The 22,269-nt window shown below is 64.8% G+C and carries 23 protein-coding genes and 1 tRNA gene; 7 read left to right on the forward strand and 17 right to left on the reverse strand.

Annotated features, from left to right (window positions below; genetic code table 11):
* Positions 1 to 11 precede the first annotated feature (11 nt).
* The 3 genes from C5F46_RS05580 (at position 12) to C5F46_RS05590 (ending at position 2,184) form a co-directional block, all read left to right on the forward strand.
* The gene (locus C5F46_RS05580; RefSeq protein WP_107324376.1) at positions 12 to 1,415 is read left to right on the forward strand and encodes a sensor histidine kinase; all 1,404 of its coding nucleotides are present in this window, start codon (positions 12 to 14) and stop codon (positions 1,413 to 1,415) included.
* Positions 1,416 to 1,532: 117 nt separating this feature from the next.
* Positions 1,533 to 2,027 carry a DUF4405 domain-containing protein gene (locus tag C5F46_RS05585; RefSeq protein WP_107324377.1) on the forward strand — a complete coding sequence of 165 codons (495 nt, stop codon included), beginning with the start codon at positions 1,533 to 1,535 and terminating at the stop codon, positions 2,025 to 2,027.
* Between the two features lie 80 nt (positions 2,028 to 2,107).
* Positions 2,108 to 2,184, forward strand: a tRNA-Arg gene (locus tag C5F46_RS05590).
* 295 nt (positions 2,185 to 2,479) lie between these two features.
* Here the strand turns inward: C5F46_RS05590 and C5F46_RS05595 are convergent.
* Together C5F46_RS05595 and map are read right to left on the reverse strand one after the other, a co-directional pair.
* Complete coding sequence (locus C5F46_RS05595; protein ID WP_107324378.1) at positions 2,480 to 3,136, reverse strand: FkbM family methyltransferase; 657 nt, start codon at positions 3,134 to 3,136, stop codon at positions 2,480 to 2,482.
* A 368-nt stretch (positions 3,137 to 3,504) separates the two neighbouring features.
* Positions 3,505 to 4,314 (reverse strand): type I methionyl aminopeptidase, encoded by an 810-nt coding sequence (gene map / locus C5F46_RS05600; RefSeq protein ID WP_107324379.1) that lies wholly within the window; start codon positions 4,312 to 4,314, stop codon positions 3,505 to 3,507.
* A gap of 131 nt (positions 4,315 to 4,445) precedes the next feature.
* On the opposite strand from map, the gene C5F46_RS05605 reads away from it, so the two are divergent.
* From C5F46_RS05605 to C5F46_RS05615, 3 genes are read left to right on the forward strand one after another with little or no spacing between them, the layout of a single operon-like run.
* The gene (locus tag C5F46_RS05605; RefSeq protein WP_107324380.1) at positions 4,446 to 5,174 is read left to right on the forward strand and encodes a competence/damage-inducible protein A; all 729 of its coding nucleotides are present in this window, start codon (positions 4,446 to 4,448) and stop codon (positions 5,172 to 5,174) included.
* Positions 5,171 to 5,893 carry a GNAT family N-acetyltransferase gene (locus C5F46_RS05610; RefSeq protein ID WP_107324381.1) on the forward strand — a complete coding sequence of 241 codons (723 nt, stop codon included), beginning with the start codon at positions 5,171 to 5,173 and terminating at the stop codon, positions 5,891 to 5,893. Before C5F46_RS05605 ends, C5F46_RS05610 begins: the two co-directional genes overlap by 4 nt.
* Positions 5,890 to 6,867, forward strand: coding sequence for an OmpA family protein (locus C5F46_RS05615; RefSeq protein WP_107324382.1), 978 nt, complete (start codon positions 5,890 to 5,892; stop codon positions 6,865 to 6,867). Before C5F46_RS05610 ends, C5F46_RS05615 begins: the two co-directional genes overlap by 4 nt.
* Before the next feature lie 16 nt (positions 6,868 to 6,883).
* Here the strand turns inward: C5F46_RS05615 and C5F46_RS05620 are convergent, their stop codons facing one another.
* From C5F46_RS05620 to C5F46_RS05650, 7 genes are all read right to left on the reverse strand, one after another.
* Positions 6,884 to 7,789, reverse strand: coding sequence for a LysR family transcriptional regulator (locus tag C5F46_RS05620; RefSeq protein WP_107324383.1), 906 nt, complete (start codon positions 7,787 to 7,789; stop codon positions 6,884 to 6,886).
* Positions 7,790 to 7,905: 116 nt separating this feature from the next.
* The gene (locus tag C5F46_RS05625) at positions 7,906 to 9,360 is read right to left on the reverse strand and encodes a cobyric acid synthase (protein WP_107324384.1); all 1,455 of its coding nucleotides are present in this window, start codon (positions 9,358 to 9,360) and stop codon (positions 7,906 to 7,908) included.
* Between the two features lie 73 nt (positions 9,361 to 9,433).
* Positions 9,434 to 10,720: a TRAP transporter large permease gene (locus C5F46_RS05630; RefSeq protein WP_107324385.1), complete on the reverse strand. Its 1,287-nt coding sequence runs from the start codon at positions 10,718 to 10,720 to the stop codon at positions 9,434 to 9,436.
* Positions 10,717 to 11,256, reverse strand: a complete 540-nt coding sequence (locus tag C5F46_RS05635) for a TRAP transporter small permease (protein ID WP_107324386.1) — start codon at positions 11,254 to 11,256, stop codon at positions 10,717 to 10,719. The genes C5F46_RS05630 and C5F46_RS05635 overlap by 4 nt, the downstream gene beginning before the upstream one ends.
* Before the next feature lie 3 nt (positions 11,257 to 11,259).
* A complete protein-coding gene (dctP, locus tag C5F46_RS05640) occupies positions 11,260 to 12,249 on the reverse strand; it encodes a TRAP transporter substrate-binding protein DctP (protein WP_107324387.1) in 990 nt (329 codons plus the stop codon).
* A 48-nt stretch (positions 12,250 to 12,297) separates the two neighbouring features.
* A complete protein-coding gene (locus C5F46_RS05645; protein ID WP_107324388.1) occupies positions 12,298 to 13,239 on the reverse strand; it encodes a beta/alpha barrel domain-containing protein in 942 nt (313 codons plus the stop codon).
* Complete coding sequence (locus tag C5F46_RS05650; protein WP_107324389.1) at positions 13,236 to 14,411, reverse strand: CaiB/BaiF CoA transferase family protein; 1,176 nt, start codon at positions 14,409 to 14,411, stop codon at positions 13,236 to 13,238. The genes C5F46_RS05645 and C5F46_RS05650 overlap by 4 nt, the downstream gene beginning before the upstream one ends.
* A 101-nt stretch (positions 14,412 to 14,512) precedes the next feature.
* Here C5F46_RS05650 and C5F46_RS05655 point away from each other — a divergent pair, with 101 nt between their 5' ends.
* On the forward strand, positions 14,513 to 15,445 hold the full coding sequence (locus tag C5F46_RS05655; RefSeq protein WP_107324390.1) for a LysR family transcriptional regulator: 933 nt from the start codon (positions 14,513 to 14,515) through the stop codon (positions 15,443 to 15,445).
* Here C5F46_RS05655 and C5F46_RS05660 read toward each other — a convergent pair.
* The 8 genes from C5F46_RS05660 to C5F46_RS05695 form a co-directional block, all read right to left on the reverse strand.
* Positions 15,442 to 15,783, reverse strand: coding sequence for a DUF1491 family protein (locus C5F46_RS05660; RefSeq protein ID WP_107324391.1), 342 nt, complete (start codon positions 15,781 to 15,783; stop codon positions 15,442 to 15,444). The two genes, C5F46_RS05655 and C5F46_RS05660, sit on opposite strands and share 4 nt — an antisense overlap.
* Positions 15,773 to 16,684 (reverse strand): GTPase Era, encoded by a 912-nt coding sequence (era, locus tag C5F46_RS05665; RefSeq protein ID WP_107324392.1) that lies wholly within the window; start codon positions 16,682 to 16,684, stop codon positions 15,773 to 15,775. Before era ends, C5F46_RS05660 begins: the two co-directional genes overlap by 11 nt.
* A gap of 1 nt (position 16,685) precedes the next feature.
* Positions 16,686 to 17,375, reverse strand: a complete 690-nt coding sequence (gene rnc / locus C5F46_RS05670) for a ribonuclease III (protein WP_107324393.1) — start codon at positions 17,373 to 17,375, stop codon at positions 16,686 to 16,688.
* On the reverse strand, positions 17,372 to 18,154 hold the full coding sequence (gene lepB, locus C5F46_RS05675) for a signal peptidase I (protein WP_107324419.1): 783 nt from the start codon (positions 18,152 to 18,154) through the stop codon (positions 17,372 to 17,374). Before lepB ends, rnc begins: the two co-directional genes overlap by 4 nt.
* Positions 18,155 to 18,210: 56 nt before the next feature.
* On the reverse strand, positions 18,211 to 18,627 hold the full coding sequence (gene acpS / locus C5F46_RS05680; protein WP_107324420.1) for a holo-ACP synthase: 417 nt from the start codon (positions 18,625 to 18,627) through the stop codon (positions 18,211 to 18,213).
* A 10-nt stretch (positions 18,628 to 18,637) separates the two neighbouring features.
* Entirely contained in the window at positions 18,638 to 19,390 is a 753-nt protein-coding gene (locus C5F46_RS05685) for a pyridoxine 5'-phosphate synthase (RefSeq protein WP_107324394.1), read from the reverse strand.
* 67 nt (positions 19,391 to 19,457) lie between these two features.
* Entirely contained in the window at positions 19,458 to 20,072 is a 615-nt protein-coding gene (locus tag C5F46_RS05690; protein ID WP_207186774.1) for a DUF2062 domain-containing protein, read from the reverse strand.
* A gap of 63 nt (positions 20,073 to 20,135) precedes the next feature.
* Entirely contained in the window at positions 20,136 to 22,253 is a 2,118-nt protein-coding gene (locus tag C5F46_RS05695) for a RelA/SpoT family protein (protein WP_107324396.1), read from the reverse strand.
* Positions 22,254 to 22,269 lie beyond the last annotated feature (16 nt).

Genomic DNA, 22,269 nt, shown 5'->3' on the forward strand with positions numbered 1-22,269 from the left:
AGAGGGTGGGCATGTTCTTCAACACGCTTTCGGGCAGGTTCTTGTTGCTGACATCGGCCTTCGTGCTGCTGGCAGAGGCGATGATCCTGTTGCCGACCGTGGCCAACGACCGGCGGGACTATATCCTGTCGCGTCTGGAGCGGGCGCAGATCGCCTCGCTGGCGCTGCTGACCTCGGACACGATGATCGAGCCGGAGCTTGAGGCGGAATTGTTGTCGAACGCAGGCGTGTTCAACGTCGTCTTGCGGCGTGATGATCTGCGCCAACTGGTGCTGTCTTCGCCGCTGCCGGGGGCGGTCCGGGCGACCTATGACATGCGCCAGCCGACCGATTTCGAGCTTGTTCGCGATGCCGTCACCCAGCTTGCCGATCGCAGCAACAGCGTGATCCGGGTGATCGGTGCGCCGGTTCGGGCGGGCGGTCAGCAGATCGAGATCACGATGGAAACCGCGCCCCTGCGCGCCAGCATGATCGACACCGGCCTGCGTGTTCTGGCCCTGTCGGCGGTGTTTTCGCTGTCTACGGCGCTGCTGTTGTTTCTGTCGGTGCGCGGGCTGCTGCTGACACCGATCAAACGGCTGGTGCGGCACATGACCTCGTATGCCGAGGCGCCCGAGGATGCCCGACGCATCATCGCCCCGCAGGCCCGCGCCGTTGAACTGCGGGAGGCCGAGGAGGCGCTGGCCTCGATGCAGACACAACTGACCGCCTCGCTGCGTCAAAAGGAACGGCTGGCGCAACTGGGGCAGGCGGTGGCCAAGATCAGCCACGATCTGCGCAATATCCTGACCACGGCGCAGCTTTTTGCCGACCGGATGGAGGAAAGCCGCGATCCGGCCGTCAAGCGGGCGGCCCCGAAACTGGTGGCCTCGATCTCGCGCGCGGTAAATCTGTGCGAAACCACGCTGACCTTTGGCCGCGCCGAGGAACCGCCGCCAAGCCTGTCGCGCTTCATGCTGGCGGGTCTGGTGGCCGAGGTGATCGAGGGGGAAACGCTGTCGGCCGAAGCCGTGGGCGTGGATTTCGTCACCGATATCGCGCCGAATTTCGTGATCCGCGCCGACCGCGAGCAACTGTATCGCGTGCTGTCGAACCTTATGCGCAATGCGCGTCAGGCGATCGAGGCGACGGGCAAGCCCGGCACGGTGGAAATTGGTGCGGGTGAAGAGGAAACCGGGTGGTGGGTGCGCGTCGGCGATACCGGGCCGGGCCTGCCGGAACGCGCCAAGGAGCATCTGTTCCAGCCGTTTCAGGGCGGCACCCGCAAGGGCGGCACCGGGCTTGGGCTTGCGATCTCGGCGGAACTGGTGCGCGGGCATGGCGGCTGGCTGGAACTGGTCCGGTCAGACAGCGGCGGCACCGAATTCATGCTGCACCTGCCGCGCGAACTCGCCCTGGAGCGGACGCTGGGCTAAGAGTTGCCTTGCACCTGGTGCAGCCCTGACATGCGCTGCTTTGGCGTCGGAACACAGCGGCAGCGCCGTTCCACACGGGCAACCCCGCCACAAGGCCGGGGCAACCGGAGATGACAGATGACCTTGCGCAGTTGGGCAACGCCCCTTGTGATCGGCGCTTTCCTTGTGATGGCGGTCAGCGGTGTGCTGATGTTTTTCCACCTTAACACCGGGTTGATGAAGGGTATCCACGAATGGGCCGGGCTGGTCATGGTGGCGGGCGGCATCGCGCACCTGATCCTGAACTGGCGGCCGTTCATGGCCTATCTGCGCCGTCCGCTGGCGAGGGCGATCATGGCGCTGGGCGTTGTTGCGCTGGGCCTGTCGTTCCTGCCGATTGCCCCCAAGGGCATGGGCCCCGGCCCCGAAATGCGCGCTCTGGCTGGCGTTGCGGGCAAACTGCGGGTCGAGGTTCTGGCCGAACTGTCGGGCCAGACGCCCGAGGTGTTGGTCGCCCGCCTGGCTGCAGGGGGCGTGACTGACGTCACCCCGCAGCAGACGCTGGCCGATCTGGCCGGGGGCGACGCCGCACGCCAGCGCATGATCCTGGGGCTTGCCCTGCCGCGCGACTGACATTTGGCCAAGGCAATGCAGGGCCGATCATTTTAGCCCTTGCATTGCCCAGCGGCGGAGGCTAAACGGCCCAACACAACGGACCCGTAGCTCAGCTGGATAGAGCACTAGACTACGAATCTAGGGGTCGGGCGTTCGAATCGCTCCGGGTCCGCCACAAATTGCTCGCTTTGGTTTTGTGTATAAAGCCAAACTTGAATTCTCAACACATCCCAAAGCGACGCCGGTAACCCAGGTTTTTGGTGTTTGGTTCGCGGGCCGTTAGGCCCGAACATTCGCGTCCTTTCAGCCGTCATTCAGCCACCAGATTGGCCGGCAGCGCACATTCCGCTTTGGCGCTTTCCGCGCCCTGCGTGGTGGTCTGTCAAACGTTCGGTCGTTTTGATTGCTGTTACGCGCTGATCTTTGTTGGCTGCATCGCGACGTGTGTCGCGGGCGAAAGGCCCTACCGCCTAGATCTTGCCTTGCGGTCGGGTCGCGAGCATATCGAAATGGTTTTTGCCGCCGTGTCGTGAAAATTTGGTCAGCCCCGCTGCGCGGAGCGCGACAGAAAGGGCTTTAACGTCAACCCAGGCAAGATCGACCTCAAAGAAGAGGTGCGAGATACGTGGGGCGGAGGCGAGTTTCAGGACTTCGGGGATCACGACCCATTCGAAGCCTTCCACGTCCACCTTGATCACAAGATCAGACTGACCCGACAGCAGGCGGTCAATGTCATGCGCCGACAGCGTGTCGATAGTCAGTGTTCGGCCATTCCCCAATTTGCGATCCGTCAGCGATGCCGCACCGCTGTGGCCATCACTCAGGCTGATTGTTGCGGTTCCAGTTTCCGAAGAAATGGCTGCCTGTACGCATCGAATCCGGTTGGACATCGGGCTGTGCGCCGCGTTGTGAGCAAGCAGCCCAAAGGTTTCGGGAACGGGTTCAAAAGCGATCGCTTCTTCGCAAAAAGGGTTTTGCACTGCCAGCAGGGTGAACAGCCCCTGATTTGCACCGACATCAAGAAATGTGAACGGGCGATTCAACCCCTTCAGCAGATCGGCAAGAGCGCGACCATGACCACCGAAAACGCACATTCGGAAGGTCGCATCCTCCCAGTTCGACGCCATCTCGACGCCGTAGGCTGTTCGGACAAAACCTGATCGGCCCGAGCCCAATAGCCGCCGATAAAGTGCGGGGGACAAATCGTAAAGCTTTTTTCCCAGATAGGTGGAGAGCCCAAACGCCCCAAGTCTGTGAGATGATGTTTTCAAGGCGGATAAATGCTCTCAGGACAAAATCATTCATTTTGATAGCAAGCCGCGGTGAGCAAGTCCAAGCCAAGCTGACACATCGGCGGTTTTACGCCCTGCCAAGGTGACAGTCATCCGGCGGCTCACAGGATGCCTTGCCTGATTTGGCGTCAATACATTGAATAAATTTTATATTTACGGCCGTGTCGCCCGGTCCTGCCACCGCTCTGCGGCTGGGGCCGTGTTCAGCCCCAGGTCGGGTGAAACCGGCCCGCCGGGGAAAGGGTGAAAATCTCGCAGCCTGTGGCCGTCACCCCAACCGAATGTTCAAACTGGGCCGACAGCGACTTGTCGCGGGTCACCGCGGTCCAGTCATCGGCCAGCACCTTGGTTTCGGGGCGGCCAAGGTTCACCATCGGCTCGATGGTGAAGAACATGCCCTCCTCCAGCACCGGCCCCATGCCGGGGCGGCCATAGTGCAGAACATTTGGCGGCGCGTGGAACACCCGGCCAAGACCGTGACCGCAGAAATCGCGCACCACGCTCATTCGTTGCGCCTCGACAAAGGATTGGATCGCATGGCCGATGTCACCAAAGGTGTTGCCGGGTTTGACCGCCGCGATCCCCAGCATCAGCGCGTCATGCGTGACCTGTATCAGCCGCTCGGCCTTGCGCGACAGCATCCCCGCCACATACATTCGGCTGGTGTCACCGAACCAGCCATCAAGGATCACGGTCACGTCAATATTCAGGATGTCGCCGTCTTTCAGCACCTTGGGCCCCGGAATCCCATGGCAGACCACATGGTTGACCGAGATGCACGAGGCATGCTGATAGCCGCGATAGCCGATGGTGGCCGATTTCGCGCCCAGTTCCTCCACCCGGTTGCGGATGAAGTCGTCCAGCGTGCTGGTGGCCACGCCCGGTTCCACCAAGGGCGCCACCTCGTCCAGAATGCGGGCTGCCAGATGACCTGCGGCTTGCATCCCCTCGAAATCTGCGTCTTCGTAAATGCGGATGCCGTCTTTAGTGACGCGGCCTCGGGTTTCCTGCACGGCTATGCTCCTGCTTGATCGGCCCGTAGATAATCACTATTCGCCGCCTTGGCCAGAGCGGGTTGCCATCCGGGCTTCCCCCGTGGACGGGCGGGCCCTATACCTGTGGCGTCTGCGCAAAGGAGCCCGTCATGCCCAACCCCACCGCTGCAATTCTGATCATCGGCGATGAAATCCTGACCGGGCGCACCCGCGAGGGGAACGGGCATTATCTGGCGGGCGAACTGGCCAAGGCCGGGATCGACCTGCGCCAGATCCGCGTGGTGGGCGACGATCACGCAACCATCGTGGCCGCGGTGCGCGATCTGGCGGGCACGCATGACCATCTGTTCACCTCGGGCGGGATCGGGCCAACGCATGACGACATCACCGCCGATGCGGTAGCCGAGGCATTTGGCGCGCGCATCGGCGTGCGCGAGGATGCCCGCGCGATTCTGGCCGCGCATTACGCCGGCCGCGGGCTGGAGTTCAACGAGGCGCGGCTGCGCATGGCGCGCATCCCCGAGGGGGCCTGCCTGATCGAAAACCCGGTGTCGGCGGCGCCCGGCTTTTCCATCGGCAACTGTCATGTGATGGCGGGGGTGCCCAATATCTTTCAGGCGATGGTGGCCTCGGTGCTGCCCGCGCTGACCGGGGGCAGGCCGCTGATGTCGCAATCGCTGCGGGTGATGCAGGCCGAGGCCAGCGTCGCCGATGCCTTTGGCCACCTTGCGGCTGAATATCCCGATCTGTCGATGGGGTCTTATCCCTTTGTCAAGGATGGTGCCTTTGGCACCAATCTTGTGATCCGTGGCACCGATCCGGCACGGATCGACGCCGCAATGGCCCGGCTGTGCGCGCTGTTCCCGGAGGGAGAATGACGACAAACCCGTTTGACGTGATCGATGCCACATGGCCCGCGGCATCGTTGCATCGGGCGGGGGGCTTTGTGGTGCGCGAGGGGCTTGGGGGTGGCAAGCGGGTATCGGCGGCCAGCGTCGCGGGCGCCTGGACGCCCGCCGATATCGAGTTGGCCGAGGCCGTGCATCATGCGCTGGGCCAGTGCCCGCTGTTCATGATCCGGCCCGAGGATGCGGCGCTGGATGCGGCGCTGGCCGCACGCGGTTATGATGTGGTCGATCCGGTGGTGGTGCTGGCCGCGCCGGTTGCCGCCGTGGCGACCGAGGCGCCGCCTCCGATCAGCGCCTTTTGCCACTGGCCGCCGCTGGCGATCCAGCGCGATCTGTGGGCCGAGGGCGGCATCGGCCCTGCCCGGCTGGCGGTGATGGCGCGCGCCGCGCCGCCTAAATGCGCGCTGCTGGGCCGCACCGGTGACCGCGCCGCCGGGGTGGGCTTTGTGGCGCTGCATCAGGGCGTGGCGATGGTTCACGCCATGCATGTGCTGCCTGCGCTGCGACGGCAGGGGCTGGCGCGCTGGATGCTGCGCGCCGCCGCCCTCTGGGCCGCCGAGGCGGGGGCGCAGACGCTGGCGCTGGTGGTCACGCAGGCCAATGCCGGGGCGCTGGCGCTGTATCGTGGCATTGGGCTGGCCGAGGTGAGCCGCTACCACTACCGGCAGGCGCCAGAGGTTGCGGCTTGAGGGCGGTCGTTCTTGCCCTTGCGGCTTTGGTGGCCTGCCCGGCGCAGGCCGAATTCGCGCCTCTGTTTCCCGGCCCCGCCACGCCGACGGCAAGCCGGACCGAGCCGATGGCCAGCTATCGCCTGCCGGTCGGGGCCTGGCGCCCCGAGGGGCTGCCGGTCGCGGTGCTGGAGGGCGCGCTACGGCAATCGGCATGGCAGCTGCCCGAGATCCGGCTCAGCACGCTGGAGGTGCTGATGGCGCTGCGCGGGCAGTTGCAGGGCGCGGGCTGGACGGTGCTGTTTGAATGCGACACAGACGCCTGCGGCGGCTTTGATTTCCGCTACGAAACCGAATTGTTGCCCGAACCTGAAATGCATGTGGATCTGAGCGATTTCCGCTATCTGGCCGCACGGCTGGGCGAGGGCGGCGCGGCGCGGCATCTGGGCCTGATCGTCAGCCGCTCGCCGCAGGCGGGCTTTGTTCATCTGACCGAGATTGGCCCCGCCACGGCGTCAGACCTGCCGCTTCAGCCAGCAATGGCGCCCATGACCGCGCCACAGCAACCCGGCGACCCGATCTTGCCGCAGCCCACCACCGCCAGCGACGAGATCGGTGCGCAACTGCTGGCGCGGGGGGCGGTGGCACTGGACGATCTGGCGTTTGAATCCGGGGCCGCGGTTCTGGCGCAGGGAGACTATGCCTCACTGGCGGCGCTGGCGGGCTGGCTGGCCGCGAACCCCGGTCAGCGTATCGCGCTGGTGGGGCATACCGATGCGACCGGGGGGCTTGCGGCCAATATCGCCCTGTCGAAACGGCGCGCTGATGCGGTGCGGGCGCGACTGGTCAACGGGCATGGCATTGCCGCCGGGCAGTTGGAGGCTGAGGGGGCAGGCTGGCTTGCGCCGCGCGCCCCGAACCTGACCCCCGAGGGGCGCGCGCTGAACCGGCGGGTCGAGGCGGTGCTGCTGACAACCGAATCGGACCGGCCCTGACGGAGCCCGCGCTGCGCTACCAGTTGTCGGGGCCCTTGTCGGCGAAGTTCGACAGCAGGAAATCAATGAAAGCGCGCACTTTGGGCTGGGTAAACCGCCCCGGCGGACAGACCGCATAGATGCCTTGGGTTTCCATCGGCAGGCCGGGAATGGCCTCTTCGACCAGACCCTTGCGCATTGCATCGGCGTAAAGGAACGAAGGCAGATAGGCGATGCCCAACCCCGCGATCGCGGCATTCAACAGCGACTGGCCATCATTCACCGTCAGCCATCCGGCCGAGCGGACCTGCCGCCGTTCGCCCGATGGCGCAGTGATCTTCCACATATTGCCCGAGGACTGGCTGGAGTAATGTAGCAGCTTGTGGTCGTTCAAATCGTCGATTTTCAGTGGCCGCCCGTATTTCTGGAAATAGCTGGGTGCACCGATCATCCGGCGGGCGGTTTCGGTCAGCTTGCGCGCGCGCAGGGTGCTGTCATCCATCTCGCCCACGCGGATCGCCATGTCGAACCCTTCCGAGATCAGTTCGACATATTGGTTGTTCAGCACCATGCTGACGGTGATGTCGGGATATTCCCGCAGGAAATCGCCCAGCACCGGCGACAGCAGGTTCACCCCGAAATCGGTTGCCACCGAAACCCGCAACACGCCCGACGGCGCGGTCTGCATCGCGGCGACCAGCGCGTCGGCCTCGCCCGCATCGGTCAGCACACGGCGGGCGCGGTCGTAATAGGCCAGCCCGATTTCGGTGGGCGAAACGCGCCGCGTCGTGCGGTTCAACAGCCGCGCCCCCAGCCGCGCCTCAAGGGCCGAGACATGCTTGGACACCGCCGATTTGGAAATGCCCATCTTGCGGGCAGCATCGGTGAAGCCCCCCTGATCCACCACCGTGGCAAAGGCTTCCATCTCGGTCAGGCGATCCATTGTCACCCCTTCTGGAACTGATTTCCGGTTCTTTGGGTATCCAGATCAATTCGGGCGCAAATGGGGCTTGTTGCGGACAATCGCGGGGAAAGAGTCGGAACGTTTCCGCTCAGTGGTCAGCAGGCGGGTGCGCGGGCCAGATCAAGCAGCCCCGCAACGTCAAGATGCGCCTCAAGATGTGCGGCCAGCGCATCCAGAGTGGTCTCGACAGCCGTGCCATAATTCAGCCCCGAGGGCCGCGCGCCCAAGCCCGCCAGAAACGCCGCGCGGAACGTATCCGAGGCAAAGAGACCGTGCAGATAGCTGCCGACGATCCGGCCATCGGGGGAAACGGCGCCTTCGGGCGCGCCCGTGACATGGGCAAAGGGGCGGCTACGGGCCGGTCCATCGGTGCGGCCGATGTGGATTTCATAGCCTTCCACACCGAGGCCGGTTGCGGCATGGGTGGCGGTGGTGCGGGTCAGCCGTTTGTCGGCGGTCATCACTGTTTCCAGATCCAGCAGGCCCAGTCCCGGCGTTTCGCCGGGCGTGCCCTCGATCCCGTCGGGGTCGCGCACCACATGGCCCAGCATCTGATAGCCGCCGCAGATGCCCAGCACATGCCCGCCGCGCCGGACATGTCCGGCAAGGTCGATGTCCCAGCCCTGCGCGCGCAGGAAGGCCAGATCGGCGCGGGTCGATTTGGTGCCGGGCAGGATGACCAGCGCACAATCACCCGGTATCGGCTGGCCTGGCTGCACCATGGTCAGCCGCACACCGGGTTCCTGTGCCAGAGGGTCGAGATCGTCGAAATTGGCGATGCGCGACAGCGCAAGGCAGGCGACATGCAGGCCCGTGCCACCACCCGACGGCAGGTCGAGAGCGTCTTCGGCAGGCAGGCGGTGGGCGTCGGGAAACCACGGCAGAACGCCAAAGCCGCGCCAGCCGGTGCGATCCTGAATAAAGCGGTAGCCATCGTCGAACAGCCGCACATCGCCGCGGAACTTGTTGATCAGAAACCCGGCCACCATGGCAGCATCGGCCGGGTCGATCACGCCCTGGGTGCCCACGATCTGCGCGATCACGCCGCCGCGGTCGATATCGCCCGCCAGGACCACGGGCACATCGGCGGCGCGGGCAAAGCCCATGTTGGCAATGTCATTGGCGCGCAGGTTCACCTCGGCGGGGCTGCCCGCGCCTTCGACGATCACCAGATCGACCTGAGATTTCAGCCGCACGAAACTGTCCAGCACCGCAGCCATCAGCCCTGCCTTGACCTGCGTGTAATCGGCGGCGCGCACGGTGGTTACGCGGCGGCCCTGCACCACCACCTGCGCGCCGGTTTCAGACTCGGGCTTCAGCAGAACCGGGTTCATGTCGGTCACAGGTTCCAGCCCGCAGGCCAGCGCCTGCAAAGCCTGTGCGCGGCCGATCTCGCCGCCGTCGATGGTCACGGCGGCGTTGTTCGACATGTTCTGCGGTTTGAACGGGGCGACCCGCAGGCCGCGCGCCCGCGCTGCCCGGCACAGCCCCGCCACCAGCAGCGACTTGCCCACGTTCGAGCCGGTGCCCTGGATCATCAGTGCGCGCATCTGTTTTCCTTCCGCAAGGCAAAGGCCGGGATAGCCGATCCCGGCGGGGCGGGAAAGCCCCGTGGCGCAAGCCTCAGCGCCCGAAGCCCGAGGCTTGCGGCAGCCACAGCGCCAGTTGCGGAAAGGCCCAGATCAGCGCCAACCCGCCCATCAGCAGCAACACATAGGGCAGCGCGCCATGGATGATCTCTGACAGCCGCGCGCCGGTGATGCCCTTGATCACAAAAAGGTTCATTCCCACAGGCGGGGTGATCAGCGCCAGTTCAAGGTTGATCATCAGCATCACGCCATACCAGATCGGGTCGATCCCAAGCGCCGCCATCGTGGGCAGGATGATCGGCGTGGTGATCAGGATGATGGCGATGGTTTCCAGAAACATCCCCAGCACAAAGATCGCTGCCATCACGGCCATGATAAAACCGGTCTGGCCCAGCCTCAGCGCAGTCACCGCCTCCATCACCTCGGCGGGGAGTCGGATGATGGTGATCGCATGACCGAAAATGCCGGCGGCGGCGAGGATCATGAACAGCATCGCCGTGGTGCGCATGGTTTCCCACAGACAGTCCCACAGATCGCGCAGGGTGACATTGCGATAGACCAGCACCGCAACCGCCAGCGCATAGACAGCGCCGATGGCGGCCGCCTCGGTCGCGGTGAAGACGCCCAGATAGATGCCGCCCAGCACTACCGGTGGCATCATCACTGCCCAGAACGATTTGGCCAGCGCGCGCCGCAATTCGGCCCAGCCGACCCAGCTTTGCTTTTGGGTGTCGCCTTGCATGGTGACCTGCGCCCAACTGAACAGCGCAAAGATCGCCGCCAGCATCAGCCCCGGCACCAGCCCGGCCAGAAACAGCGCCCCGATCGAGGCATCCGAGACGATGGCATAGAGGATCATCGGCCCCGAGGGTGGGATCAGGATACCCAGCGTGCCGCCTGCCGCGATCACGCCGTAACTGTCGCGGGGGCGATAGCCGAACCGCTGCATCTGCGGGATCGCCGTCGAGCCGATGGTCAGCGCTGTCGCCACCGATGACCCGGAAATGGTGGCAAAGATCGTGCAGGACAGGATCGTGGCAAAGCCCAGCCCGCCCTTGACATGGCCCACCAGCTTGTTGGCCATGTCATAAAGATCATCGACCACGCGCGCCCGGATCATCACATGTGCCATGAAGGCAAACATCGGGATCGCGGCCAGAAGCGGCGAATTCAGGCTGGCAAAGACCGCATCTGCGGTGGCATCGACCTTGCCCTCCATCGCCCACAACACCACCAGCGACGACAGGCCAAGGGCGGCAAAGATCGGCATTCCGGTCAGCAGAAGCGCGATCAGCAGGCCAAAGATGATAACGCCGCTCATCGCGGGGCTCCGTGCGTGATCTTGCGGTGGACATCATCCAGCAGCCGCAGCGCGGCCATGGTCGCCAGCAGCGCACCGCCGGCAATCAGCGCCGTCTGCGGTATCCACAGCGGAACTTGCAGATAGCCGGGCGAATAGGCGCCGAACATCCGCGAAAACGCGACCGTATGCCAGCCGGTCCACATCAGCACCGCGGCAAAGCCGATCACCGCCAGATGCGACAGTTGTTCCACCCACCACTGGCCCGCAGGCCCCAGACGTTCGGATAACAGGTCGATGCGGATGTGATCCCCTCGCCGATACGCTTCGGCGGCGCCCAGCATCACCATGCCGACAACCAGATAGCCAGTGGCCTCTTCGGCGCCGCGCAGGGGGGCGCTCAGGAAATAACGGCCGATCACATTGGCCGCCGTCAGGATCAGCACCGCAAGGATCATCAGCGCCGCCAGCGCGCCAAAGCCAAGCCCGATCCATTTGGCAAGTCGTGCGGCGGCCCCCTTCGAAGCCGTCGCACGGGGATCACGGGGCGTGGTCATCGGTCACTGAAGCTTGGCGATCAGGTCAAGCAACTCCTTGCCCTCGGCGCCCGTTTCTTGCTCAAAGCCCGCGGCGAAGGCGGGCTGCATCACCGCCTTGAATGCTTCGTTCTCGGCATCGGTGGCGATATGCACCTGCACCCCCTTCGAGGCAAGCTGATCGGGGGCCGCCGCCGAAGCTTCGATAGAGGCCTCGATCGCCCAGCCCGCAGCCTTTTCGCCCGCCTTTTTCAGTGCCGCTTTTTGTGGATCGGTCAGCCCGTCATGGAACGCGGGTGTGACATAGCCGTGCAGATAGGCCGCCAGCACCGGCACCACGACGAAATGATCCTGCACCTCGTAATACTTGCGCGACCATGCGGCGGCGACATCTGTCACTGCGGCGTCGATCACCCCCGTGGCCAGCGCCTGATAGACCTCGGAGCCGGGCATGGACACGGTGGTGGCGCCCATCGCCTCAAGCCCCTTGTCAAAGGCCGGGCCAAGGCCCCGCATCTTGAGGCCCTGGAAATCGGCCGGGGTCTGCAAGAATTTGCCCTTTGACGTAAAGACCGACACGTTGGTCTGGAACATCCAGGCGACGTTTTTCACGCCCTTTTCGGACAGCTTGTCCTCCAGGTAGGCCGCCGCCTCGGAGGTGGGCCATTTCTTCCACGCCTCAATCGACGACATGGTGTAGGGTCCTACCGTCACATTCATGATCGGCAGCGTCTTGCCCCACTGGAAGTTCAGCGAAAAGGCGCATTCGATATCGCCCTTGGCCACCGCCAGAATGTTGTCGTTGGCCTTCACGAGGCTGTCGGCGCCGAACACCTGCACGTCGATTTCGCCGTTTGAAAGGGTCTCCACCTCGGCGGCCCATTGGTCCACCACAAGGGCGATGTGGTGGGCGGGCGGTAACTGGTGGCTGCAGCGCATCACGGTGGCCTCGGCCTGGGCGACCCCGGCACAGGCGCTGCCGGCCAAGAGTGCGGCGATAGCGGTTCTGGTCATTGTCTTCTCCTCCCGTTGCGATGTTGGCGCGTGGCCCTTCTGCGGGGCTCAGGCGCGCCAGTCGATGTTGCGCGGTGGCCCGGTTCGGGACACTGCGCCGTAAAGCTGTTCTTCGGGCATCTCGCGCATCAGAATATCACGGATCGCGGCCAGCGCGGCGATGTCGATGCCGGTGGCAAAGCCCATCCGCTCGCACAGGTAGGCCAGATCCTCGAATGCCACATTGCCGGTGGCGCCGGGTGCGAAGGGGCAGCCGCCCAGCCCCCCCAGCGCGCCATCCAGAACCTGCGCGCCATGGTCCAGCGCGGCTGCGGCGTTGGCGAGGCCAAGGCCCCGCGTGTCGTGCAGATGCACGATGAAGGGCCGCGGCCCGCACAGCCGCGCCATGCCATCGCACAGCGCCGCCACCTCGCGCGGGCCGGCATAGCCCACGGTATCGGCAATGCCGATGATATCGGCGCCCGCCGCAAGGCAGGCCTCGGCCAGCCGCAGCACCTGCGCCGGGGCCACCTGTCCGGCGATCGAGCAGCCGAAGCTCATGGCGATTCCGACGTTGATGAGCACATCGCCGCCGCTGGCCGCGCGCAGCGCCGCTGCGCGGGTGACCAGCGCGACCGATTCGGCGCAAGACTTTCGGATGTTGGCCTGACTGTGCTCTTCGGTGGCGGAAACGACGCAGACCACCTCATTCACCCCCGAGACCAGCCCAGCCTCGACCCCGCGTTCGTTCAGCGTCAGCGCCGCGGTGACAGCGCCGGGCAGGGCGCAGGCTGCGGTGATCAGATCGGGCAGGTCGGCAAACTGCGGGAAGCGGGCGGCAGGCAGGAACGAACCCAATTCGAAATAGCGCACCCCGGCGGCATGTTCGCGGCTCAGCCAGTCGATCTTGGCGGCGGTGCCGGGGAAGGACTTGACCAGTTGCAGCCCGTCGCGCAGCCCGACCTCGCGCAGCGTTACCCGGTCGGCGGGGTAAAGCCCGGTGCGGGTCATGTCGCACCCCCGCTGGCCGCCGCGATCATCGCCGCATTCAACCCCAGTGCCGACAGCACCTCGACCGTATCCTGGCCGATGCTGGGCACATCGCCGCCGCCGGTGATCATCTGTCCATCAACCTCGAACGGCAGCGAGGGCGCGCGGAATGTCTCGCCCGTCGGCAGATGCGAGGTGGTCAGCCCGCCGGGGCGCATTACATGCGGATCGGAATACATGTCCGAGGGTTTCGAGATCGGCGCAAAAGGGATGCCCATCCGTTCAAACTCGGCCACCAGCGCCGCCTTGCGCCAGCGCGAAATCGCCTGCGCCACCATCGGAACGGTGCGGTCGCGGGCGTTGATCTGGTCCATTTTGGTTTGCAGGCCGGGGTCGTCGAGCAGATCGTCCAGCCCCAGAAAACCGCATAGGGCGCCCCATTGCCCTTCGGTCACGGCCCCCACAAAGATCGGCTGATGATCGGCGGTGGTGAAGATGTCATAAACCGGCCAGGAAAAATCGCGCTCGGGCATTGGCGCTGCGTCGTGACCCTCCAGATCGAATTGCACCATGTGCTGTGCCACCAGAAGCAGGCAGTTTTCAAACAGCCCGATGCGGATGGCATGGCCCTGCCCGGTGTGGTCGCGCTCGCGCAGCGCCGCGACCACCGACAGTGCACCAAACAGCCCGCCCATGATGTCATTGACAGACGACCCCACCCGCAAGGGCCGTCCGCTGGGGCCGGTCATGTAGGCAAGCCCGGTCATCATCTGCACCACTTCATCCAGCGCGGTGCGGTTTTCGTAGGGCCCCGACAAAAAGCCCTTGTGCGAGGCAAGGATCAGCCGCGGAAAGCGACGGTGCAGATCGGCCAGATCGGCGCCCATTCCGGCCAGTGATGCATCGCGGAAGTTTTCAACGAACACATCGGCCGTGGCCAGAAGCCGGTCCAGCGCCACCCGTCCGGCCTCGGATTTCAGATCCAGCCGGACCGATTTCTTGCCGCGGTTGAACAGCGGAAAGAACGGCCGCCCCATGCCCGACAGGGCGCGCGTCTTGTCGCCCGCGGGCGGTTCGACCTTGATCACCTCGGCACCCAGAAAGCCCAGAAACATGCCGCAGGACGGCCCCATGATCATGTGGCTCATCTCGACAACGCGAACCCCGGCCAGTGGCGCAAAATCTGATGTCATACCCATTCCTCCACGGAGTGCCGCAATTCAGACCTTAGACTTGCTGTTATCCTCAGGAAATTATAATATTTATCAATCTGCGTTCGAAAAAATGGAACGATATGGACACGCGCCAGCTTCGCTATTTCGTCGCCATCCACGATCAGGGCACGCTGACCGGGGCCGCAGATCAGGAACGCACGGCGGTATCGGCGCTCAGCTATCATTTGGCCAATCTTGAGGCCGAACTGGGCACTGCGCTGTTCACCCGCAAGCCGCGCGGCATGACGCCCACCGCGGCGGGTGAGCGGCTTTACCCCCATGCCCGCGCAATCCTGCGCGCGCTGGAGGCCGCCGAGCGCGACATTTCCAGCATCGTCGAGGATGTGGCGGGCGAGGTGTCGGTCGGCATGGCGCATTCGGTCGTGAAGGCGATCGGGGTCGATCTGGTGCGTCATGTGCTGCGCGATTATCCGCGGCTGCGGCTATCGCTGACCGAGGGGCTTTTGGGGTCAACCCTGGTTCACCTGCTCGCCTCCGAGGTCGATATGGCGCTGGTCTACAACCCGCCCGCCACCCCCGGCCTGCGCGCCCGCCCGGTGCTGGAGGAACGTCTGGTCTGTCTGGGCCGCGCCGATGTGATCGGCAACAGCGACGCGCCGCTGAACTTTGACGAGGTTCTGGATTTTCCGATCATCCTGTTGCGGCGCGGTGCCTCGGCCCGTGCCGTGACCGATGATGCGGTGCTGCTGCGCCGGCTGGAGGAGCGGGCACAGTTGCAACTGAACTCGATCGTGGCCATCGCAGGCGCGTTGCAGGCGGGGCTGGGCTGCCTGGTGGGGCCGGCCTTTCTGATGCGCGATCATCTGGTTGCCGGGCATTTCCGCGCCCGCCCGATTGAGGCGCCCGAATTGTGGCGCAGGCTTTATCTGTGCGAGCGCGAGGATCGCCCGCCGACACGGGCGACCGAGGTGACACGCGATCTGGTCCTGTCGCTGTTGCGGCAAAAGGTGGGGTCGGGCGATTGGGACGCGCGGCTGATTGATCCGGGCTAATCGCTCAGGCCCGGCTCGTCGAGCAGGGTGCGCCCGTCACGGCTCTCTATCTCGACCACCCACAGATCGGGGTCGCGGGCGCGCTGGCGGGCGATCAGGGCGTCAACCTCCGGCTCGGCGCCCTCGCTCAGCGAGACCCAGGCGCGGTTGCCTGTCATCAGGTCAAAGCTGCGCTGAAAGGTGCGGGCGCGGCCATCAAGTGTTGCGCATTTGACCAGCACGGCACCGGCGACGGCATCGCCCCGATGCGTGACGTAGGCGGGGATGTCGGCCAGACCCAGCCGCGCCAGATAGGCGCGGACCCAGAAATCCGCGGTCAGGCGTGGCTCAGTCGCCATCCTTGAAATCGAGCCCCATTTCCGAATAGCGCTCGGCCTCTTCCAGCCAGTTCGGGCGCACCTTCACCTGCAAGAACAGATGCACGGGGTGGCCGACGAATTCGGCAATCTCGGCGCGGGCGGCCTGACCGATGGCCTTGATCGTCTCGCCGCCATGGCCCAGCACGATGCCCTTGTGGCCGTCGCGCGCGACATAGACCAACTGGTCGATCCGGGTCGATCCGTCAGGACGGTCCTCCCAGTTTTCGGTCTCGACGGTCAGTTGATAGGGCAATTCTTCATGCAGGCGCAGGGTCAGCTTTTCGCGGGTGATCTCGGCCGCGATCTGGCGCATCGGCAGATCGGCAATCTGGTCTTCGGGGTAGAACCACGGGCCTTCGGGCAGGCGCGCCGCCAGCCATTCGCGTAGATCAGCCACGCCATAGCCTTTTTCGGCGGAAATCATGAATGTGCGTGTAAAGGGAAAAGCCGCGTTCATCTTTTCGGCCAGCGCCAGCAGGGTTTCGGCCTTGACCCGGTCGATCTTGTTGATGGCCAGTGCCACCGGGCGGTCGCCGACACGATCCTTCAGCGTAGCGAGGATGTTTTGCACCCCCTCGGTCAGGCCGCGATGCGCCTCGATCAGCAGCACGATCACATCGGCATCCGCCGCCCCGCCCCAGGCCGCGGCGACCATCGCACGGTCGAGCCTGCGGCGCGGGCGAAACAGGCCCGGTGTATCGACAAAGACGATCTGCGCCTGCCCCTCCATTGCCACGCCACGAATGCGGGCACGGGTGGTCTGCACCTTGTGGGTGACGATCGACACTTTCGCACCCACCATCCGGTTCAGCAGCGTCGATTTGCCGGCATTCGGCTCGCCGATCAACGCGACAAAGCCCGCACGGGTCGGCTCGGTCATCTCAGTCATCGGCGTTCTCCATCCGGGTCAGCAGGGCGCGGGCGGCGGCCTGTTCGGCCTGCCGCTTGGCCCCCGCGCGGGCGCGTTCGGCCTGCCCCGAGGCCAGTCGCACCTCGATTGTGAACTGCGGCGCATGATCGGGGCCGTCGCGGGCGATTTCAACATAAGAGGGGGGCGGCAGGCCGCGCGCCTGTGCCCATTCCTGAAGGCTGGTCTTGGCGTCGCGCGCATCTTCGGCCACCGCGCCGATCCGCTCGCCCCAAAGCCGCAGCACCAGATCGCGCGCCGCAACAAAGCCTGCGTCAAGGTAGACGGCGGCGATCACCGCCTCCATCGCGTCGCCCAGCAGCGCCTCTTTGCGGCGCCCGCCGGTCATCATTTCGGACCGGCCCAGTTTCAGCACCGCGCCAAGGTCGATCTGGCGCGCCACATCGGCGCAGGTTTCCTTGCGCACCAGCGCGTTGAAGCGCGGTGCCAGTTGCCCCTCGGTCGCGCGGCGGTCGGCCTCCAGCAGGGTTTCGGCCAGCACTAGCCCCAGAACCCGGTCGCCCAAAAACTCCAGCCGCTGGTTGTCAGGCCGGGTGGCGGAGGAGATCGAGGCATGGGTCAGCGCCCGCATCAGAATGTCGGGCTGGGCAAAAACATGCCCCAGACGCACCTGAAAGGCGAGAATGTCGGCGCTCAGTTTCACTCGACCGCCTTGAAGAAACGGTCAGGACGCCAGGTCCAGACAAAGAACAGCGAACGGCCCGCCGAAGAGAACATGATCCGGTCGGCGCGGCCGATCAGGAATTCGGCCGGCACCATGCCAAGCCCGCCGGCAGCGGCAGCAAAGCGGCTGTCTTCGGAATTGTCGCGGTTGTCGCCCATGAAGAAATACTGCCCCTCGGGCACGGTAAAGACCGGGGTGTCATCTGCCACCCACCCGTCGGTGATGTTCAGGATCGAATGGCTGGCGCCATTGGGCAGCGTTTCGATCTTGCGCTCTTTCGCGCACTGCCCGCCGCGGCCCACCGGGTCATTGGCGCAGCGTGGCATCAGGCGCTGCGGGCCCTGCAAGTCCTTGGTTTCGAGAAAGGGCGGGGCATCGGCCAGTTGCACCGGCGCGCCGTTGATGTGGAGCACACCGTCTTTCATCTGGATCGTGTCGCCCGGCAGGCCGATCACGCGCTTGATGAAATCGACCCCGCGGGTTGGGTGGCGAAACACCGCCACATCGCCGCGCTCGGGTTCGCTGGCGAGGATGCGCCCGGTGATCGGGCACATCGAGAACGGGCAGGAATGGCGCGAATAGCCATAGGCCATCTTGTTGACGAACAGAAAATCACCGATCAGCAGCGTGTCTTTCATGCTCCCCGAGGGAATCCAGAACGGCTGAAAGAACAGCGTGCGAAAGATGCCCGCGATCAAAAGCGCATAGACGATGGTCTTCACCGTCTCTGTCAGACCCTCTTTTGCCTTGCTTGCCATGGTGCCGCCTGTGCCCGATGAAACCCCGCGCTTCATGGGCCGCGCGGGCTGCCCTGTCAAGCAAGCGGGGGCGGAGCGTGCGGGCGCGCCTCGATCACCACAAAGGCCTGCGCCCAGGGGTGATCGTCGGTAAGCGTCACATGCACCACCGGTTCGTGCCCCGCCGGGGTCATTGCGGCCAGCCGTTCGGCAGCCCAGCCGGTCAGGTTCATCACCGGCTGGCCGGTGTCCAGATTGCTGACCGCCATGTCGCGCCACGAAATGCCCATGCGCAGCCCGGTGCCCAACGCCTTGGAGCAGGCCTCTTTGGCGGCCCAGCGTTTGGCATAGGTGCCCGCGGTATCGGCGCGGCGTTCGGCCTTGGCGATCTCGGTTTCGGTGAAAACGCGGGTACGAAACCGGTCGCCGAACCGGTCCAGGGTGCGGGCGATGCGGTCGATGTTGGCCAGATCGCTGCCGATCCCCAGAATCATCGCGGCGGCCTCACCGCGCTGCATCCATCTTGGCGCGCATCCCCCGGATGGCGGCCTCCAGCCCGATGAACACCGCCTCGGCGATGATGAAATGCCCGATGTTCAGTTCGCGCAGTTCGGGGAAGGCGGCGACGGGGCCCACCGTGTCAAAGGTCAGCCCGTGGCCTGCGTGCACCTCCAGCCCGAGGCTGTGGGCCAGCCGCGCGCCCTGCCGCAGCGCCTCCAGTTCGGCGTCGCGTTCGGCCAGACGGCCCTCGTGGTGCAGGTCGCAGTAATGGCCGGTGTGCAGTTCCACCACCGCCGCGCCGATCCGGGCCGACGCCTCGATCTGGCGGGTGTCATGGCCGATGAACATGGACACGCGAATCCCCGCATCGCGCAGCGGTGCGATGAAATCCGCCAGCCGGGATTCGTCGCCCGCCACGTCCAGCCCGCCCTCGGTCGTGCGTTCCTCGCGCTTTTCGGGCACGATGCAGCAGGCATGAGGCCGGTGGCGCAGGGCAATGGCCTGCATTTCGGCGGTGGCGGCCATTTCAAAGTTCAATGGCCGGTCCAGCGCACCGATCAGGCGGGCGATGTCGTCATCGCGGATGTGGCGGCGGTCTTCGCGCAGATGCGCGGTTATGCCGTCAGCGCCCGCGTCCTCGGCCAGCAGGGCCGCGCGCACCGGGTCGGGGTAGGCCGAGCCGCGGGCGTTCCGCAGCGTAGCGACATGGTCGATATTGACCCCTAGACGGAGGGGCGGAAGGGGGGGGTTAGTCATTCGGGCCTCCTGCAAGCTGGGCAAGATTAATTCGGGCGCGCAGGAAACGGAATGCCCCTTGGTCCGATCAGATCTTGTCTTGCCGTTCTTCCTTGCGGGCCTGCAGCTTGGCCTTCAGCTTGTCAAAGCGGTCTTTCAGCCGGGTGCGGCGGTGTTTCTGATAGGCCGCGATGATCGGCGCCGACAGGTAGTAGCAGATCAGCCCCGCGATGATGCCGGGAATCAGGCCGCCGACCAGATAGGGTAGAAACACATCGTGAAAAAAGGCTGCCAGCGCCCCCCACTGGGTGACATCATCGGTGAAAATGGCGAACAGGTTGTGCTTGATATCCTCGCCCGCGCCCAGAAACGCCTGCAACAGCGTTTCCTGATGCGTTTCGTCAAACGTCTGGCCCAGCATCCGTTTGCCCAGCTTCATCGAGGAATAGGCGATGATCGGGAAGGTGATCGGGTTACCAAAGAACGTGGCCAGAAGCGCGGCCAGAATATTGCCCCGCACGATCAGCGCGACGGTCGCCGCAGACAGGAAGTGAAAACCGAACAGCGGCGTGAACGACACGAACACCCCGGCAAACACCCCCCGCGCGATCCGGTGCGGATCGTCGGGCAGGCGTTGAACGCGGTGGCGCACATAATGAAAGGCACGCGTCCAGCCGCCACGCGGCCAGACTGATTCGGTCATCACCCGGTGAAAGGGACGCTTATCGCGCCGCTTGAAGACCACGTTGCGTTCCTTCCCTTGCCCTCAGGGCTTGCGCGACAGATCGCGATACCGTTCCACCTGCGCCACGTCGCTTTCGGCTTCAAGCGCCGTCAGCAGCGTATGCAGATGCTCCACATCGCGCAAATCGACCTCGATCACGACAGAGTAGAAGTCGGGCTTGCGATCTGCAAAGTGCAGGTCCGAGATATTGGCCTTCTGCTGGCCAATCAAGGTGCAGATATGCCCCAGCACACCGGCATCGTTCGAGATGGTCAGTTTCAGGCTGGCCGAATAGACCGGGGCATGGCGCCCCGCATGCCAGTGCAGATCGACCCAGCGTTGGGGCTGTTCTTCAAATTCGGCCAGCGCGGGGCAGTCGATGGCGTGAACGATAACGCCCTGCCCGCGGTAGGTGATGCCCACGATCCGCTCGCCCGGCAGGGGCTGGCAGCACTGCGCGCGGCGAAAGCTTTGGTCGGCGGCCAGCCCCACCACGGGGCGCTTGGCATCGACCACCTCGGCCGGGGCGGTTGCAAGTTCGGGATAAATTGCCTCGATCACCTCGCGCGCGCTGAGTTCGGCGCTGCCCAGCCGTGCCAGAAGCTCGTCGGAATCCGACAGCGCCAGCGTTTTGGCCGCGGTGCGCAGCGCCTTGTCCGACACCTTGCGCCCGACGTGTTCAAACGCCACGCGCGCCAGTTCGGTGCCCAGCTTGATGAACCGGCTGCGGTCTTCCTCGCGCAGCGATTTGCGAATGGCGGCCTTGGCACGGCCCGTCACCACGATGTCAAGCCAGGTGCCCTGCGGGCGCTGACCGGCGGCGGTGATGATTTCCACGCTCTGGCCGTTTTTCAGCCGGGTCCACAGCGGCACGCGGATTCCGTCGATCTTGGCGCCGACGCAGGAATTGCCGATCCGGGTGTGGATTGCATAGGCATAGTCGATGGGCGAGGCGCCCTTGGGCAGTTGCACCACATCGCCCTTGGGCGTGAAGCAAAAGACCTGATCGGAATACATCTCAAGCTTGACGTTTTCCAGAAACTCGTCGTGGTCGCCCTCGTCAAAGCGTTCGGTGAGGGTCGCGATCCATTGCGCAGGGTCCACCGCAAACGGGTTCTGCACCCGCACCCCCTCGCGGTAGGACCAGTGCGCAGCAACGCCCGCCTCGGCCACCTCGTGCATCTGACGGGTGCGGATCTGCACCTCGACGCGCTTTCCATCGCGCCCCGAAACCGTGGTGTGGATGGACCGGTAGCCGTTCGATTTCGGCTGGCTGATGTAATCCTTGAACCGCCCCGGCACCGCGCGCCAGCGCTGATGAATCACGCCCAGCACGCGGTAACAGTCGGCGTCGCTGCGGGTGATGACGCGAAAGCCGTAGATGTCGGATAGGCTGGAAAAACTCAGCTGCTTTTCCTGCATCTTGCGCCAGATCGAATAGGGCTTTTTCGCGCGGCCGAACACATCGGCCTCGATCTGCGCGCGTTCCAGTTCGGTGCGGATGTCGGCAGTGATCTTGGGTATCACATCGCCGGTTTCCTTTTGCAGCGTGACAAAGCGGCGGATGATCGAACTGCGCGCCTCGGGGTTGAGAACCTTGAAGGACAGATCCTCCAGTTCCTCGCGCATCCACTGCATGCCCATGCGGCCCGCCAGCGGCGCATAGATTTCCATCGTCTCGCGCGCTTTTTGCGCCTGCTTTTCCGGCTTCATGCTGCGGATCGTGCGCATGTTGTGCAGCCGGTCGGCCAGCTTGACCAGAATCACCCGCAGGTCTTTCGACATCGCCATGAACAGCTTGCGGAAATTTTCCGCCTGTTTGCTTTCCGAAGACGAGAGTTGCAGGTTGGTCAGCTTGGTCACGCCATCGACCAGTTCGGCCACATCGGAGCCGAAGAGCCCCGCCACCTCGGTGTAGGTGGACCGGGTATCCTCGATGGTGTCGTGAAGCAGGGCGGTAACGATGGTGGCGTCATCCAGACGCTGTTCGGTCAGGATCGCGGCCACCGCCACCGGATGGGTGAAATAGGGCTCGCCCGATTTGCGGAACTGGCCCTCGTGCATCTGCTTGCCATATGCATAGGCACGGCGGATCAGGTCGGCATTGGCGCGCGGGTTATAGTTGCGGACAAGCGCGATCAGGTCTTCGACGTCGATCATTCGCGCTCGTTGTCCC

The sequence above is a fragment of the Phaeovulum veldkampii DSM 11550 genome, from assembly GCF_003034995.1.
Classification (GTDB): Bacteria; Pseudomonadota; Alphaproteobacteria; order Rhodobacterales; family Rhodobacteraceae; genus Phaeovulum; species Phaeovulum veldkampii.